The organism is Paenibacillus sp. NPDC056722, assembly GCF_042790635.1.
GTDB lineage: Bacteria > Bacillota > Bacilli > Paenibacillales > Paenibacillaceae > Paenibacillus_AQ > Paenibacillus_AQ agri.
The window spans coordinates 449,219-466,074 of sequence record NZ_JBHTYV010000001.1 but is presented as its reverse complement, the minus strand read 5'-3'; the positions used below and the strand labels follow the sequence as shown (position 1 = coordinate 466,074).

The window sequence follows — 16,856 nt, the reverse complement described above, 5'->3', positions numbered from 1 at the left end:
TTGATGTCTAAAATCAGAGCTGGACGCGTTGGTGAGCAGATCAAGAAAGAACTTAGCCAACTGATCCAAAGTGAATTGAAAGATCCCCGAATTGGTTTTGTAACGGTGACTGGCGTAGACGTGACGAACGACTTGTCACAAGCTAAAGTGTACCTTAGCGTGTTCGGGGATGAAGAACAAAAAGCCAAGTCGCTTAAAGCGATCGACAAAGCCAACGGCTTTCTCCGCACAGAGCTTGGCAAGGCAATCCGCCTTCGTCATACCCCAGAGCTGATCTTCAAGTTTGACGAGTCCGTCGCTTACGGCAGTCATATCGAGAAGCTGCTTGGTGATATTGGCAAGAACGAAGAGAGATAGTCAACTTAAAAGGAGACGGCGAATGCAGAGCTATGAACAAAGTCTCCAGCAGACCCGTGAGTTTCTGCTGGACCATGACGATTACCTTGTAGTGTCGCATGTTCAGCCGGACGGAGATGCAGTCAGCTCCACCCTAGCGGTGGGCTGGCTTCTCTCATGTCTGGGCAAAAAATACACTATGATCAATGAAGGTCCAATTCCGAAGCGGATGGAGTACCTGTGGCATGCCAGTGAGATTGTCAACATGTCTGAGCAGGAGCTATCTGGCCAATATAGCCATATCATCTGTGTGGATTGTGCCGACTTTGAGCGTGTAGGAAGAACACAGCGTTATTTTGCCGAAGGGGCGAAGATCCTCAACATTGACCATCATCCCACCAATAACGGGTATGGAACGGTCAACCTGATCAAGCCGGATGCAGCGGCGACCGCAGAGATTCTATTCGATCTGCTCAAAGTTATCGGAGTAGAGTGGAATCTTGAGATTGCTACTGCTATCTATACCGGATTGTTGACGGATACCGGCGGTTTCCGTTATTCCAATACTTCACCGAAGGTAATGGCGACAGTCTCAGAACTGCTGTCACTTGGTGTGAATGGTCCGGAACTGGCGGAGAATCTGCTGGAAGAAATGACATTGCCGCAGGTTAAGGTATTAAACCGGGCTCTGAGTACATTGCAGCTGTCACCTGAAGGGCACATTGCCTGGGTTCACGTGACTCCGCAGGACATGATTGATTGTGCTGCAGAGAATGAGGATCTCGAAGGGATTGTGAACTATCCGCGCAATATTCGTGGGGTAGAGGTTGGCATTCTGTTCAAGGTCATTCATGAGAATGCAGTTAAGGTTAGCCTACGCTCTGCGGGCAAGGTTGATGTTGCTGCACTGGCGCAGACGTTTGGCGGCGGCGGACACACTCGTGCAGCCGGTGCCAAGGTAGAGGCGCCACTGGAGCAGGTTATTCCGCTTATCCTTGAGGAGGTCAGACGTCATTTATGAGTGAACTTACAGGAGTTTTGGCCGTGTATAAGCCAGCTGGGTTCACGTCCCATGATGTTGTGGCCAAAGCCCGGCGCATTCTAGGCATGAAGCGAATCGGTCATACGGGGACACTTGATCCCCAAGTGACGGGTGTGCTGCCGTTATGTCTGGGACGGGCTACCCGGGTGGTGGAGTATATACAGGAGCTACCCAAAGAGTATGTTGCTACGCTGAGACTTGGCATGGCCAGTGATACAGAGGACTTGACCGGAACGGTTACAGAAACCGTTGACGAAGTAAATGTCACGGATGAAGAGATCGCGGCGGTGCTGAACTCTTTTCATGGCGTAATTTCTCAGGTGCCACCGATGTATTCTGCAGTCAAGGTAGACGGCAAACGTCTATACGAACTGGCTAGAGAAGGCAAGACCGTAGAACGGAAAAGCCGGGAAGTGGAGATTTACGAAATCGAGCTGCTGAATGTGACTCGAAATGGTAATTATCCCGATATTACCTTCCGTGCGCGCTGCTCCAAAGGCACTTATATCCGTACGCTTTGCGTCGATATTGGCCGGGCACTGGGCGTGCCGGGGGTGATGGTCAAGCTGGAACGAACGATGTCTGCTGGTATTACTGCCGAGCATTGTCTAACGCTTGAGGAGATTGCAGACCACAAGGAAGCAGGTACGCTGGAAAGCCATCTGATTGCTGCTGATGAAGCGATTGCCCATTTGCCACAGCATAAGGTGATGGACGAGAAGAAGAAAGCAGCCTTGCAGGGCCAGCGCCTTTCCTTACGTTTTGTTGCTCCGGAAGTCGAGACGGACGGTGATTTCCGGCTTTATGATTTGCAAGGGGAGTTTCTTGGTATTTACAAGCTGGATGAGACAGGAGCGATTGCTCCAGTCAAAGTTTTTGCACAAGTCTAATATCAATTTTACAAAGTGAATTGTAGGTGAGAGACAGCGTGAGAACCGTAACGTTAACCTATCCAATGCCTCCAGAGACAGCCACGCAATGGGCACAGCCGCAAGTGGTTGCCCTTGGGCAGTTCGACGGTCTGCATCTCGGCCATGTCAGTGTCATTGCCTCGGCTGTGGCTCTGGCCCGCAAAGAAGGCGTGCCGGCTGCCGTAATGACCTTCCACCCCCATCCGAAGGATGTTATGGGTAAAGGAGATTATGAAGGGTATCTGACTCCACAGGCGGACAAGCAGAAACTGCTTGCGGACATGGGTGTTGATATTTTGTATATAGTTGAATTCAATGAGCAGCTCTCCAGAGTTAGCCCGCAGAACTTTGTCTCTGTCATGCTGCTGCCGCTGCATGTGATTACTGCCGTTGTCGGTTTTGATTTCCGTTTCGGCTATCAGGGCGAAGGCGATGCAGAGATGCTGAGCGAACTGGGAGGCGGGGCTATGAATGTCGAGACTGTGCCTCCTTTCCTACTGAATGGCGAGAAGGTCAGCAGTTCTGGTATCCGCAAAAGCCTTCAGACCGGTGAGTTGGAGCTGGCGAACGCCTGGTTCGGCCGCTTTTATCATCTGCGTGGAATGGTTGGACATGGCGAGAAGCGCGGACGTACCATCGGTTTTCCGACAGCGAATCTGCAGCTCGATGACCGTTTTGTCACACCCGCTAAAGGCGTATACGCCGTTCGCGTGTTCTACAATGACCAGGTGCTGCATGGGGTCATGAATGTTGGGGTGAAACCGACCTTCCATGAAGGCGTGATCGCGCCTAGCTTTGAAGTACATCTATTCGATTTTGCCGGCGATTTATATGATAAGCATCTTAAAGTCGAACTGGTCTCATACATCCGTCCGGAGCGCAAATTCGAGTCCATTCCGGCTTTGATCGCTCAGATTGGACAGGATTCCGAAACGGCCAAACAGCTTTTACAGCAATATTTATAATAGGCAGCGGACATGCCGTTTACATTTGTCGGTGAAGATGCTATACTGATAAACGTTGCCGCACTTTGGCATCATAACCTTAGCTTGGTTGCTTGTTCTCACCGACGGCTACGAGGCTATTGGCGATTATTATGAAGGAGGTGAACAGGATGGCATTGACTCAAGAACGTAAACACCAATTGATCGACGAGCACAAAACTCATGAATCCGATACTGGATCCCCTGAGGTGCAAGTTGCTATCCTTACGGAGAACATCGTTAATTTGACTGACCACTTGCGTACGCACAAGAAAGATCACCACTCCCGTCGTGGATTGTTGAAAATGGTTGGCCAACGTCGTAAACTGCTGGCGTATTTGAAAAACAAAGACGTCCGTCGTTACAGCGCCCTGATCGAAAAACTGGGATTGCGTCGTTAATATTCCATAAGCTTACTCTTAAAGCAGCCTGGTTGTATACCGTACGTCCTTTTCGGAGCGACAGCGGGACAACTGGGTTGCTTTTTGAAAATTATGGGGAAACTATTGAAAGTATGAAAGAAGATATGATTCGCAAAAAACGGCTTCATCATCTCGCTGGGAGGACAAGCCGTTTTTGCTTGTAGTTGTATACAGAATTTGTGTATCTTAACGGTTAGCAAATTCGTTTACTTCAATTAAGGAGGGACTTTATGGAACAACGTGTGGAAATGCAGTTGGGCGGAAGACGCCTTGTGCTAGAAACAGGCCGTTTGGCCAAACAAGCTAATGCAGCCGTAATGGTGCGTTACGGTGATACTTCAGTATTGTGTACGGTTACAGCCTCGAAAGAGCCGAAGGATCTGGATTTTTTCCCGCTAACGGTTAACTATGAGGAAAGATTATATTCGGTGGGTAAAATCCCGGGTGGTTTTATTAAACGGGAGGGCAGACCGAGTGAAAAAGCGATTCTGTCGAGCCGCTTGACAGACCGTCCTATACGCCCGCTGTTCCCGGAAGGTTTCCGGAATGATGTACAAGTCTTGAACCTTGTTATGAGTGTGGATCAGGATTGTGCACCGGAAATTGCCGCTATGATTGGTACTTCCGCAGCACTTAGCATTTCGGATGTGCCGTTTGATGGACCTATCGGTGGGGTTGCCGTAGGCCGGATCAATGGTGAGTTTGTCATCAATCCGGATGTAGCTCAGCAAGCCGACAGCGACATTTATGTCGTGGTTGCCGGAACCAAAGATGCCATCATGATGGTTGAGGCGGAAGCAAGTGAAGTATCGGAAGATGTGATGCTTGAAGCGATCATGTTCGGGCATGATGAAATTCGCAAAATCGTCGCTACCATTGAAGAACTAGTCAAACTTGCTGGTAAGGAAAAAATGGCTGTGAAGCTGCATGCGGTAGATGCTGATGTGAACACTGAGGTTCGTGCTTTTGCGGAGAGCCGTTTGGTGGAAGCTGTCAAAATTGCCGAGAAGCATGCACGTCAACAGGCGATCGATGTTGTGAATGATGAAGCTGTTGCGTATTTCGTTGAGAAATACATAGAAACCCCTGAGCTTCTGAAGGATGTCAAGGAAGTGCTTCATGACATCGTGAAGGAAGAAGTCAGACGACTGATTACTCATGACAAGGTACGTCCAGATGGCCGTAAGCTTGATGAGATCCGTCCAATCGAATGCGATACAGGTCTGCTGCCGCGTACACACGGCTCCGGTCTGTTCACACGTGGGCAAACACAAATTCTTAGCGTATGTACGCTGGGTGCATTGGGTGATGTGCAGATTCTCGACGGTATTGATTTGGCTGAAACGAAACGTTTCATGCACCATTATAACTTCCCTCCGTTCAGCGTAGGGGAAGCTCGTCCGCTTAGAGCACCTGGCCGTCGCGAGATTGGTCACGGCGCACTTGGAGAACGTGCACTGTCTAAAGTAATTCCTAGTGAGACTGAATTCCCATACACCATTCGTTTGGTATCGGAAGCCATTGAGTCGAACGGTTCGACTTCCCAAGCAAGCATTTGCGCCAGTAGTATGGCGATGATGGATGCGGGTGTTCCGATTAAAGCACCAGTAGCCGGTGTAGCCATGGGTCTAATCAAAGATGGAGAGCATGTTTCCATTCTGACCGATATTCAAGGTATGGAAGATCACCTTGGCGATATGGACTTTAAAGTAGCGGGTACTGCAGAAGGCGTAACGGCGATTCAGATGGATATTAAAATTGCCGGTATCGATCGGAAAATTCTTCAGGATGCTTTGCAGCAAGCCAAAGAAGGCCGTTTGTTCATCTTGGACAAGATGAATGAAGTGATTTCCGAGGCAAGACCGAATCTGTCCAAATATGCACCAAAAATTATCATCATCAACATCAACCCGGACAAAATCCGTGATGTTATCGGAGCTGGCGGTAAGATCATCAACAAAATTATCGAAGAAACCGGCGTGAAAATCGACATCGAACAAGATGGCCGTGTATTCATTGGTTCCTCTGATGAAGAGATGATTCAGAAAGCCCGTACCATTATCGAAGGTATTGTACGTGAAGTGCAAGTCGGCGAAATTTACGTGGGTACCGTTAGACGCATCGAGAAATTCGGCGCATTTGTTGAGCTGCTGCCAGGTAAAGACGGTCTGGTGCATATCTCCCAGCTGTCCACCGAGCGTGTAGCTAAGGTAGAGGATGTTGTGGCTATCGGCGATACAATCACTGTAAAAGTCACCGAGATCGACCAACAAGGTCGTGTCAACCTTTCCCGCAAAGCGGTGCTGACTTCCGAAGGCGCAGCCAAGGCATAAGTTTTTACACGAGGGCTGTGAGGGTTAAAAGAGACAGAAGCGCAAGTATTCTGGCTCTTTTTCTCATTACACTTTTATAGTTAGTATTTAGATTTAACAATATAGGAATTAGAGGCAGGGCACCGTAAGGTGCTTTTCTTGTTTTCATCAGAGTATACTTGTGGCGATAATCCGCTGCATGCATAATTTCCTCGAATCTTTCATAGGCTGGGACAAAGCCTCCCTGCACAGCGATGTGCAGGAGAGATTGGTTTGTGCCGGAGGAGGAAAGGATCATGAAGACGGAAAAGGTCGCACTCGTGCTGGCCTGCATTGCTATAATTATTGGAATAGGGAGCACGAACGGCCCTGTGAAGGACATGCTGGTCCAGTTGAAGCCGCAGGAAGGATTGGCCGTGTGGAAGGACGAGTCAGCCATAGCGCATGATGATTTACGAAGCCAGATCGAGGCCAATGCGGTCAAGCTCTCCGCTCCACCGGTGGATGCAGTGCTGGACAGGGTATGGAAAGCCATTCCCGGTTACAATGGTCTGGAAGTGGATGTGGAATCCACCTACAGGAATGCGCTTTTGCAGCCCAAAGAGCCGCTTAAATATGTATACCGACAAATCACGCCCAAAGTATCCTTGGATGATCTCGGGGCACAGCCAATCTTCAGGGGAAATCCAGGCAAGCCGATGGTCTCACTGATGATCAATGTGGCTTGGGGCAATGAATATATTATTCCGATGCTGGATATTTTGGATGAAGAAAAAGTGAAGGTGACGTTCTTTCTGGATGGGAGCTGGCTGAGCAAAAATCCGGAGCTGGCTGCAGAAATGCAAAAACGCGGTCATGAGATGGAGAACCATGCCTATACACATCCTAATATGAGCAGTTTGAGTCATGCGCGGGCCACAGCTGAAATTGAGAAAACGCAGAAGCTGCTGAAGCAGACGCTGGGGGTTACGAACAAATGGTTCGCTCCGCCGTCGGGGGATTTCAACCAGCAAACCGTAGAGATTGCTGCAAGTCTGGGACTCAAAACTGTGCTGTGGACCCTGGATACGGTGGATTGGCGCAATCCTTCTCCGGAATCTGTCATTGTCAAAATCACGTCTAAAGCAGAGCCGGGTACGCTGGTGCTCATGCACCCTACGGCGTCCTCCTCCAAGGCACTGAGAGGCATGATACAAGGCATCCGCAAGAAGGGGCTGAGTCTCGGCACGGTTAGTCAAACCTTGTCAGCGGAACGCATTCTGCCCCCAGAAGTTGAGTGAGCGTTCTATTTCTGGTACGATAAAAAGCACGTTGGAAATATCATTATAGATAGAAACAGGGTTACGCCAGGAGGGTTTTCAATTGGAAAAAATAGTGTTATCGAACGGTTTGCGGGTAGTCACTGAGACCATTCCTACGGGACGCTCCGTTTCCTTCGGGATCTGGGTCAAGACGGGGTCCAGGAATGAGAAGCCTGAGAACAACGGGATCTCCCATTTTGTTGAACATATGCTTTTTAAGGGGACGGACCGTTATAGCGCCAAGGATATTGCAGAGAAGTTCGATGCGATCGGCGGCAATGTCAACGCATTTACCTCGAAAGAATATACATGTTATTATGCAAAAGTGTTGGATGAGCATTTGCCGATAGCGGTGGATGTGCTTGCTGATATGTTTTTCCGTTCCAAGTTCGATGCTGAAGAACTGGCTAAGGAGAAGAATGTGATTCTGGAGGAAATCGCCATGTGCGAGGATACTCCGGATGATTTAGTGCATGATCTGATGTGCGAAGCGGCCTACCAGGACCACCCGCTGGCTTATTCCATTCTGGGACTGAAGGAACGCTTGCTGGAGATGACGCCAGATCACCTCCGCGCCTATATGAAGGAACAGTACACGATAGAGAATACAGTGATCAGTGTGGCCGGGAATATCAACGACGAACTGATTGATCTGCTGGAGCAGCATTTCGGTTCGTTCGACAACCACGGAACGTCTGCAGCGCTGACTGTGCCGGATTTCCATGGAGAACTGCTGTTTCATCGTAAAAAAACAGAGCAGAATCATATCTGTATCTCGCTTCCAGGCGTTCGCTCCGGCGACCCGTTGCAATATGCAATGGTGCTGATCAACAACGCGGTTGGCGGAGGGATGAGTTCGCGAATGTTCCAGGAAATCCGGGAAAAGCGCGGTCTGGCTTACTCTGTATATTCCTACCACAGCTCCCAGGCAGATAGTGGCTTGTTCACCGTGTATGCCGGGACTGCTCCTAAACAGACCAAAGAGGTCTTGGAGCTAACCAAAGAAATGTTGTATGAACTTGCGGATAAGGGGCTCAGTGAAGATGAGCTGGACAAAGGCAAGGAGCAAATGAAGGGCAGCCTCATTCTCAGCCTTGAGAGCACCAGCAGCAGAATGAACCGTATCGGTAAAAATGAGCTGATGCTCGGCAGACATGATACGCTCGATGATATGATTGCCAAGATCCAGCAGGTGACGATGAATGACATCAACGCTGTACTGGACAACATGTTCGCCGAGCCGTTGGCCATGGCCATGGTGGGCTCTACAGATAAAGCTATAGTTAATGTTAGGAGAGATGATCTTGTCTTACTTCGTTCAAATTCATAAACAACCAGGGAATGAGGATGTATCCCTACCACGTAAAATGTCAGAACAGGCCTCCGGTTACGATCTCTATGCTGCTGTTGACAGTGATGTCGTACTTGAGCCGGGTGCACGCGCGTTAATTCCGACGGGCATTTCGCTCGCCATGCCGGATGGACTGGAGGCGCAGATTCGCCCACGCAGTGGTTTGGCTCTGAAGCACGGTATTACCTGCTTGAATACGCCTGGCACCATTGATGCCGATTACCGCGGAGAAATCAAGGTGCTGCTGATCAATTTAGGCCAGGAGCCGTTTGCCATTGCTCGTAATGAGCGTATCGCCCAAATGGTCTTCCAAGCGGTGCCGGCAGTGACACTGGTTGAAGTAGAGGAACTGTCTGCAACCGTTCGTGGTGAAGGCGGATTCGGGCATACAGGGAAATAAACGATAAACAAGATACAATAATAGCTACATATTTGAAAAAGCTTACGGGAGCTGTGCTGTTTAAAGCTCATTCCGTGAGCTTTTTTTGCGTTGTTAGCGGACTTATTGAGATAGCTCAGGACATTAAGTCGGCGTATCCCTCAACGTATCAACCCTGCGTGTCAACTACTGTTTGTCTTTTGCAAAATTCAGGTTTTACAGGTATTTCTACTCCGCTTTTCACCCATCCCGAATGCCCAGCATAAGATGCCTTATAGCCTTGGAGTGTAATGTGAAAGGAGCGTCATCCCTATGCTTACTGGCGTCAGGATCGTGTTCCTGGGCGGGGACGCAAGACAATTGGAAGTGATTCGGAAGTGTGTGGAAATGGATGCAACGGTAAGCGTTGCCGGGTTCGATAAATGGGAAGCCCCTTGCCCGGGGGCGAGCCTGGAACAAATGTCAGTGGCGCTGCTGGGAAATGCCGATGTGCTCGTGCTGCCAACTGTGAGCTGTGATGATGAAGGCAATATTAGTGCGCTTTTCTCTTCTGAGCCACTTAAACTGCTGGAGGAGCACGTAGCTGCTTTGCCGCCACATTGTAGCATCTATACCGGAATGGCGAAAAACTATCTGCGCAGGCTGTGTACTAAACATGAATTGAAGCTGATCGAACTGCTTGGCCGTGATGATGTGGCGATTTATAACTCCATTCCCACGGCGGAAGGAGCACTGGTCATGGCGATTCAGAATACGGATTTTACCATTCATGGATCCAAATCCATGGTTCTGGGAATTGGAAGAACTGGTTTTACGATGGCACGGAGCCTCCAGGGGCTCGGGGCAAAGGTGAAAGTAGGCGTTCGGAGACAGGAGCATTATGCAAGGGCGGAGGAAATGGGCTGGGAGCCTTTTATGACAGACAATTTAGTGGCCCATGTTTCGGAGGCGGATCTGATCTTCAATACGATTCCGGACATGATCATTACGGCCCAGGTCCTGTCCCGGATCCCCAGACATTGCTTAATCGTTGATTTGGCCTCTGCCCCGGGTGGTTGTGATTTTCGCTATGCGGAGAAACGAGGAATCAAGGCATTACTGGCTCCCGGGCTGCCGGGAATCGTTGCCCCACGGAGTGCCGGAATCATCATGGCGAATGCACTGGTACAGTCGATATCGGACGGGACTTTGAACAGGGGGGATGTATAATGAACTGGCACGGAAAAACAGTAGGGTATGCCATTACCGGCTCACATTGCACTTTTGCCGAGGTAATGCCGCAGATCCAACGCTTTATAGATGATGGTGCGAACGTGGTACCCATCGTTTCAGGATCGGTACTGGCAACGGACACACGGTTTGGCACATCGGAAAGTTGGCTAAAACAGTTGAAAGATATAACGGGGAATGATATCATTTCTACAATTGTTGAAGCGGAACCGCTGGGTCCTTCCAAGCTGCTGGATGTGCTGACGATTGCGCCCTGCACAGGCAATACCACAAGCAAGCTGGCTAACGCCATGACGGACAGTCCTGTATTAATGGCGGCGAAATCGCAGATGCGCAACGGCCGTCCGCTTGTGCTGGCGATCTCCACCAATGACGGACTGGGTCTGAATGCTGCCAATATTGCGAAGCTGCTTGTGACCAAAAATATTTATTTTGTACCGTTCGGCCAGGATAGTCCCCACGGCAAGCCTAACTCACTTGTGGCCCGGATGGAACTTATTCCGGAGGCCTGCTATGCCGCTCTGCAGGGAAATCAGTTGCAGCCCATGATCATCGAACGGTTTCATTCAGCATAATTAAAGAAACGATTTGAGACTGCCTTTAACTTTTGAAGGGGAGATGCACAAGGGATGTGGTGAATGTTGATGCCACGGACCATCGACGATTGTTGATTTCATCGCTTGACAATTATACAGCTCGGCTGCTGCCGTCCTCATTTACGAGGGCGGTACAACCATTTTTCAAACAATATACCGTTGAATCACGACTTTCGCAGCGAACATTGCTCTTCTAAAAGAGCCTGCTTTCTGCGTATTTATTAGTGTGCTTGCTTCGATAGTAATGGAGGAATAATACATGGGTATTTTGGTGCAAAAATTTGGTGGAACGTCACTCTCCACGCCTCAGGCGAGAGAGCATGTCATCCGTCATGTCAAACGGGAACTGGCTAGCGGGTATAATCTGGTGATTGTGGTCTCGGCCATGGGACGACGTGGGGAGCCCTATGCCACAGATACACTGCTGGATTGGGCTGTTCAGAACGGTAACGCGCTTGGTGACCGTGAGAAGGATCTGCTGATGTGCTGTGGGGAGATTATCTCCGCCACGACGCTCTGCGGGTTACTGGAGAATGAGGGTATTCCTTCAACGGTGCTGACCGGAGCCCAAGCAGGGTTCGTGACGGACAACAGCTATGGCAATGCCAGAATTCTGGATGTGCGGCCGGAGCGTATTCTTCGTGAACTCAGAGACCAGAAAGTAGTCATTGTAACCGGGTTTCAGGGACAGACAGAAGCCGGAGATTTCACAACGCTTGGACGAGGCGGAAGCGATACATCGGCAACTGCGCTCGGGGCGGCGCTACGTGCAGATATGGTCGATATCTACACCGATGTGAACGGAATTCTGACAGCAGACCCTCGTATAGTCGAGGATGCTAAGCCTTTGACCATTGTCAGCTATACGGAGATCTGCAATATGGCCCATCAGGGAGCGAAGGTTATTCATCCACGGGCTGTGGAAATCGCCATGCAGGCGCAAATTCCCGTGCGTGTGCGTTCTACCTTCTCCGATACGGAAGGGACTTTGGTTACGCATCCTGAGGGCTTCAATGATGTGCAGGCAGGTATCGTAGACCGTTTTGTTACCGGGATCGCTTATGTCAGCAATGTGACGCAGATTTCGGTGGAATGTCCGGATGGAAACGGGACGGGAATGCAGCTGCAGATTTTCAAAAGCATGGCGGACAACGGAATCAGCGTTGATTTTATTAATGTCACTCCTACCGAAGCTCTCTATACGGTCTTTGATGATCATTCTGAGAAAGCTATCGCAGCGCTGCAGGAGCTGGGTCTTCGTCCGAAGAGCTTGTCCGGGTGTGCCAAGGTATCCGTCATTGGCGGCGGGATTAATGGTGTTCCCGGCATTATGGCGCAGATCGTGGAGGCGCTCAGTTCGCAGAACATTCAGATTTTGCAGTCAGCGGATTCCAACACAACCATTTGGGTGCTCGTGAAGAAGGAAGACATGGTACAGTCGCTGCGAGCGCTGCATGCCAAGTTTGAATTACACCGTTAAAGGAGGAATTCAAAATGGATTTCGGGAGATTGATTACAGCAATGGTCACCCCCTTCGACGAAGCGGGAGAAATCAATTGGGAAGAAACTTCGCGGCTCGTTGATTATTTGATTGAAGAGCAGAAATCCGAGGGTCTGGTCGTTTGCGGGACAACTGGCGAATCTCCGACCTTAAGTGATGAGGAGAAGCTGAAGCTTTTTGAATTCGTATTGGAAAAAGCTCGTGGACGCTGCAAAATTATTGCTGGTACAGGCAGTAACAACACGAAGCACTCTGTTCATCTGACGAAGGAAGCGGAGCGGATCGGCGTAGATGGCGTACTGGTGGTAGTGCCGTATTACAACAAGCCTAACCAGGAAGGGCTGTATCAGCATTTTGCGGCCATTGCCAGGGAGACGGAACTTCCGGTTATTCTGTACAATGTGCCTAGTCGGACTGGAGTCAGTCTAAGCGCGGCTACAACGCTGAGGCTTGCAGAAATACCGAATATCGTTGCCACCAAGGAATGTGCTTCGGTAGACCAGATTACCTGGATAGTCGCGGCTTGTCCGGAGGATTTCCATGTGTACACTGGCGATGATTCTGCAGGGCTGGCAGCACTGGCTGTGGGTGGTCATGGCATTATCAGTGTGGCAAGCCACATTGTCGGCTCCGAGATGTTGGAGATGATTGAGACGTATAATTCAGGGAATGTACGGCGTGCTGGGGAGCTTCATCGGAAGCTGTTCCCGGTTTTCAAGGGCTTGTTCGAGTCCCCCCAGCCATTGCCGAATCCCGCAGCTGTGAAATACGCACTGGGTCTTAAAGGTGTGAATGTGGGCTCCGTAAGACTTCCGCTTATTGGCCCGACAGAGGAAGAGGCCGCGTTTATTGAAGCTCTCCTGAACTGATAGTCGTGAAAGGAGACAACAGCGGCTGGAAGTCCAAACATTTTCCCGCGATGAGGATTTAACCTTAAGTAAGAATCATAAGTTCAATCTTTAGATTTGTAACAAAAGATGACTATCTTCAACCGGTTCTCCATGTGGGGAGCCGGTTTTTTACAATATGAAGGGCGTTTTTTTATAAAATAATGGCGATGTTTTGAGGAAAGAATAGAGATACGGATTGGACGACTTGTCTTTTGCCAAAAAAATCATGTATAATGATGTTAAGTGACTGGGTGCGGTTAAAATTAAATATGCGGTAATCTTCCGTCAATGTTATACATTGTGAGACAGGATAGGTCCTTGAATAAGTCTGTTCAGAGCATGGCAGGGGCTTCGCGCAAGGGGCGCGGCGGTGAATTTTGACGGTTTGACCGCTTCAATGGTGCACTTCATTGCCCGGGTTCGGGAGCTTTCGCATTGCATGTTTATATAAGGTCTTACGGAATTTTCCTGTCGATTGAGTGGAAGCTATCGGCTGTTTGAAGAATGTATTCATTTACAGAATGTATTCAACGCCGCTGAAATAATGAAGTTTCAGTATTTAAAAAATAAAATGTATGACGTCCAACATCATAGGAGGGTTAGATTCATTTGTCCAAGAAAAATAACAATGATAAATTAACGATTTTCGCTTTGGGCGGAGTCGGAGAAATTGGTAAGAATATGTATGTCGTTCAATATGGTTCCGACATCGTCGTAGTTGATGCGGGTTTGAAGTTCCCGGAAGAGGATATGCTCGGCATTGATATCGTCATTCCGGATATCTCGTATTTGACAGAGAACCGCGACAAGGTAAGAGGAATCGTGCTGACACACGGACACGAAGATCACATCGGCGGTCTTCCTTATGTCCTGAAGAATTTGAACGTTCCGGTATACGGAACCAGACTGACTTTGGGCCTTGTCGAGAACAAGCTTAAAGAAGCTAATCTGCTGGGTGAAACCAAACGGATTCTGATCAACGAAGATTCAGAGATCCAACTGGGGAACTCACTGAAGGCAACCTTCTTTAGAACCAACCATAGTATTCCCGACTCTGTCGGCGTATGCATCGAAACACCAGAAGGTAATGTCGTGCACACAGGTGACTTCAAATTCGACCACACCCCAGTCAATGGTCAATTTGCGAACCTGCACCGGATGGCTGAAATCGGCCGCAAGGGCGTACTCGCTCTGATGTCCGACAGTACCAATGCTGAGAAACCGGGATTTACACCTTCGGAGAAGAATGTCGGCATCGTGCTTGAAGATATTTTCCGCAAGGCAGAGCAACGTGTTGTGGTTGCAACTTTTGCTTCCAACGTACACCGTATCCAGCAAGTTGTGAACGCCGCTGAATCCACTGGACGTAAAATTACAGTTATCGGACGCAGCATGGTTAATGTTGTATCTATCGCTTCTGAGCTTGGTTATTTGCATGTACCGGATGGTATGCTGATTGAGCCTGAAGAAATGAACCGGATGGCTGCTAACCGCGTAGTGGTATTGTGCACGGGTAGCCAAGGCGAGCCAATGTCAGCATTGACTCGTATGGCACGCTCCAGCCACCGTAAGGTGGATATCCTGCCGGGAGATACCGTTATTATTGCGGCAACTCCGGTACCGGGTAATGAGAAGTACGTAGGCCGTACCATTGATGAACTGTTCCGTCTTGGTGCCAACGTTATTTATAGCGGCTCCAATTCCGGCGTTCACGTATCCGGTCACGGTAGCCAGGAAGAGCTGAAACTAATGCTTAACCTGATGCAGCCGAAGTATTTCTTGCCGATCCACGGTGAATTCCGTATGCAACGCAGACATGCGCTTCTGGCAGAGTCCGTGGGTGTAGACCCAGCGAACATTTTCATCACAGAAATTGGTGAAGTTGTTGAGATCCAGGGCGGAGCAGCACGCAAAGCAGGTAAAGTAACTGCCGGCAACGTACTGATCGATGGTCTGGGTGTAGGTGATGTGGGTAACATCGTATTGCGTGACCGCAAGCTGCTGTCTCAGGATGGTATTCTTGTAGTTGTAGTTACCCTAAGCAAGCAAAACGGGGCGATTGTCTCCGGACCTGACATTATCTCGCGCGGATTCGTATATGTGCGGGAATCGGAAGGACTTCTGGATGAAGCGAACCGGATCGTCTCCAGCACGCTTCAACGCCTGATGAGTGAGAAGGTCAATGAGTGGGCATCCCTCAAGACCAGTGTTAAAGATTCGCTCGGCCGTTTCCTCTATGAGCAAACACGCCGCAGACCGATGATCCTGCCAATTATCATGGAAGTGTAATATACATTTTCTTTCAGTATAACTTATAAATCAAGCCTCTTTCTCCCGGAAATATTGGACGGTTTCCAGGGTGAAAGAGGCTTTTTTGCGCCCATTTCAGCAAAATTTATTACGGTGATGCTTTTTTTTACTGTCTTGCGTTGCAGTTTCATGCCTTGGTATGGGTCTGTATTTAAAGCCGCTGAATAACAGGGTGCCCTGAAATGTCATACTAGGATAGTTAATATGACTGAAGCACTTAACGGAAAGGGCGTGTCAGGAATCATGAATAATATGACAGGTAGCAATGCGGGGAGCAATGAGGAAACCATGCCAGGGCAGGATGCACCAGAGCCAGGGCAGGCACTTCCTCCCGGTGCCGTAGGAACATTGAAGGAACTGGGACAGACGGCTGTTCCGGTAGCGGAACCGGATATTTTTTGCATCACCATTATCGGGCAAATTGAAGGGCATATTGTCATGCCTCCGCATAATAAAACAACCAAATATGAGCATATCATTCCGCAACTTGTAGCCGCTGAGCAGAACAAAAGTATCCATGGCCTGCTGATTATTCTCAATACCGTAGGCGGCGATGTCGAGGCTGGACTGGCTATTGCGGAAATGATTGCTTCGCTGACCAAGCCGACGGTGACGGTTGTGATTGGTGGCGGACATAGCATCGGCGTTCCGATTGCTGTAGCCTCCAGTTATTCAATCATCGCGGAGAGTGCTACGATGACTATTCATCCGATTCGCATGAACGGACTTGTCATCGGCGTGCCCCAAACTTTTGAGTACATGGAGAAAATGCAGGAGCGTGTAGTCAAATTCGTCACTTCCCATTCCCGTATTACGGAGGAACAATTTAAAGATCTGATGTTCAAAACAGGAGAACTCAACCGGGATATAGGAACAGCTGTCGGCGGGTTGGATGCAGTGCGATACGGGCTGATGGATGAGGTTGGAGGAATTGGTGCGGCCCTTAGTCGTCTTAATAGCATGATTGCGGAACGATCAGGTCCCACGACGGCGGGTACGAACGCACCGCTGCATGGAGGGATACCACAATGACCTTGTTTACAGTGATGCCTATGGAGCAGGTGTGGGAGGGCGCATTAACTACCGGTTCAGGACAGCTTGAAGTCCACTATCAGGGCATGCTTATGCAGGTGGAGCCTCTAGACGAAGGACGTGCGCGAATTGTAAGGCTGCTGAATTGTCCGCTTGCCACATATCTTGATTCTTCGCTCGCCCCCGGAGCGATTATTTCATTAACATAATTACTCAATATATGACAAAACAGAACATAGGTACGCCACGCCATTATATGG

At 49.3% G+C, this 16,856-nt stretch carries 16 protein-coding genes; all 16 read left to right on the top strand.

The window, feature by feature from the left end:
* Window positions 1-3 precede the first annotated feature (3 nt).
* Entirely contained in the window at window positions 4-357 is a 354-nt protein-coding gene (gene rbfA / locus ACFRAM_RS02215) for a 30S ribosome-binding factor RbfA (RefSeq protein WP_175371910.1), read from the top strand.
* 22 nt (window positions 358-379) lie between these two features.
* Window positions 380-1,357 (top strand): DHH family phosphoesterase, encoded by a 978-nt coding sequence (locus ACFRAM_RS02210; protein WP_175371909.1) that lies wholly within the window; start codon window positions 380-382, stop codon window positions 1,355-1,357.
* On the top strand, window positions 1,354-2,268 hold the full coding sequence (gene truB, locus ACFRAM_RS02205) for a tRNA pseudouridine(55) synthase TruB (protein WP_379464347.1): 915 nt from the start codon (window positions 1,354-1,356) through the stop codon (window positions 2,266-2,268). Before ACFRAM_RS02210 ends, truB begins: the two co-directional genes overlap by 4 nt.
* A 38-nt stretch (window positions 2,269-2,306) precedes the next feature.
* The gene (locus ACFRAM_RS02200) at window positions 2,307-3,254 is read left to right on the top strand and encodes a bifunctional riboflavin kinase/FAD synthetase (RefSeq protein WP_379464346.1); all 948 of its coding nucleotides are present in this window, start codon (window positions 2,307-2,309) and stop codon (window positions 3,252-3,254) included.
* A 149-nt stretch (window positions 3,255-3,403) separates the two neighbouring features.
* Window positions 3,404-3,673, top strand: coding sequence for a 30S ribosomal protein S15 (gene rpsO, locus ACFRAM_RS02195; RefSeq protein ID WP_066362055.1), 270 nt, complete (start codon window positions 3,404-3,406; stop codon window positions 3,671-3,673).
* 251 nt (window positions 3,674-3,924) lie between these two features.
* Complete coding sequence (gene pnp, locus ACFRAM_RS02190; protein WP_379464345.1) at window positions 3,925-6,027, top strand: polyribonucleotide nucleotidyltransferase; 2,103 nt, start codon at window positions 3,925-3,927, stop codon at window positions 6,025-6,027.
* A 275-nt stretch (window positions 6,028-6,302) separates the two neighbouring features.
* Window positions 6,303-7,286: a polysaccharide deacetylase family protein gene (locus ACFRAM_RS02185; RefSeq protein ID WP_379464344.1), complete on the top strand. Its 984-nt coding sequence runs from the start codon at window positions 6,303-6,305 to the stop codon at window positions 7,284-7,286.
* Between the two features lie 82 nt (window positions 7,287-7,368).
* Window positions 7,369-8,637, top strand: coding sequence for a M16 family metallopeptidase (locus ACFRAM_RS02180; RefSeq protein ID WP_175371904.1), 1,269 nt, complete (start codon window positions 7,369-7,371; stop codon window positions 8,635-8,637).
* A complete protein-coding gene (dut, locus tag ACFRAM_RS02175) occupies window positions 8,606-9,058 on the top strand; it encodes a dUTP diphosphatase (protein ID WP_217622374.1) in 453 nt (150 codons plus the stop codon). Before ACFRAM_RS02180 ends, dut begins: the two co-directional genes overlap by 32 nt.
* A gap of 291 nt (window positions 9,059-9,349) precedes the next feature.
* Window positions 9,350-10,246: a dipicolinate synthase subunit DpsA gene (dpsA, locus tag ACFRAM_RS02170; protein ID WP_175371903.1), complete on the top strand. Its 897-nt coding sequence runs from the start codon at window positions 9,350-9,352 to the stop codon at window positions 10,244-10,246.
* Entirely contained in the window at window positions 10,246-10,842 is a 597-nt protein-coding gene (locus ACFRAM_RS02165; protein WP_066362032.1) for a dipicolinate synthase subunit B, read from the top strand. Before dpsA ends, ACFRAM_RS02165 begins: the two co-directional genes overlap by 1 nt.
* Window positions 10,843-11,122: 280 nt before the next feature.
* Entirely contained in the window at window positions 11,123-12,343 is a 1,221-nt protein-coding gene (dapG, locus tag ACFRAM_RS02160; protein ID WP_175371902.1) for an aspartate kinase, read from the top strand.
* 14 nt (window positions 12,344-12,357) lie between these two features.
* Window positions 12,358-13,233, top strand: a complete 876-nt coding sequence (gene dapA / locus ACFRAM_RS02155) for a 4-hydroxy-tetrahydrodipicolinate synthase (RefSeq protein WP_379464343.1) — start codon at window positions 12,358-12,360, stop codon at window positions 13,231-13,233.
* Window positions 13,234-13,863: 630 nt separating this feature from the next.
* A complete protein-coding gene (locus ACFRAM_RS02150; RefSeq protein WP_175371900.1) occupies window positions 13,864-15,543 on the top strand; it encodes a ribonuclease J in 1,680 nt (559 codons plus the stop codon).
* A gap of 309 nt (window positions 15,544-15,852) precedes the next feature.
* On the top strand, window positions 15,853-16,596 hold the full coding sequence (locus ACFRAM_RS02145) for a ClpP family protease (protein WP_379464739.1): 744 nt from the start codon (window positions 15,853-15,855) through the stop codon (window positions 16,594-16,596).
* Window positions 16,593-16,805, top strand: coding sequence for a YlzJ-like family protein (locus ACFRAM_RS02140; RefSeq protein ID WP_175371899.1), 213 nt, complete (start codon window positions 16,593-16,595; stop codon window positions 16,803-16,805). Before ACFRAM_RS02145 ends, ACFRAM_RS02140 begins: the two co-directional genes overlap by 4 nt.
* Window positions 16,806-16,856 lie beyond the last annotated feature (51 nt).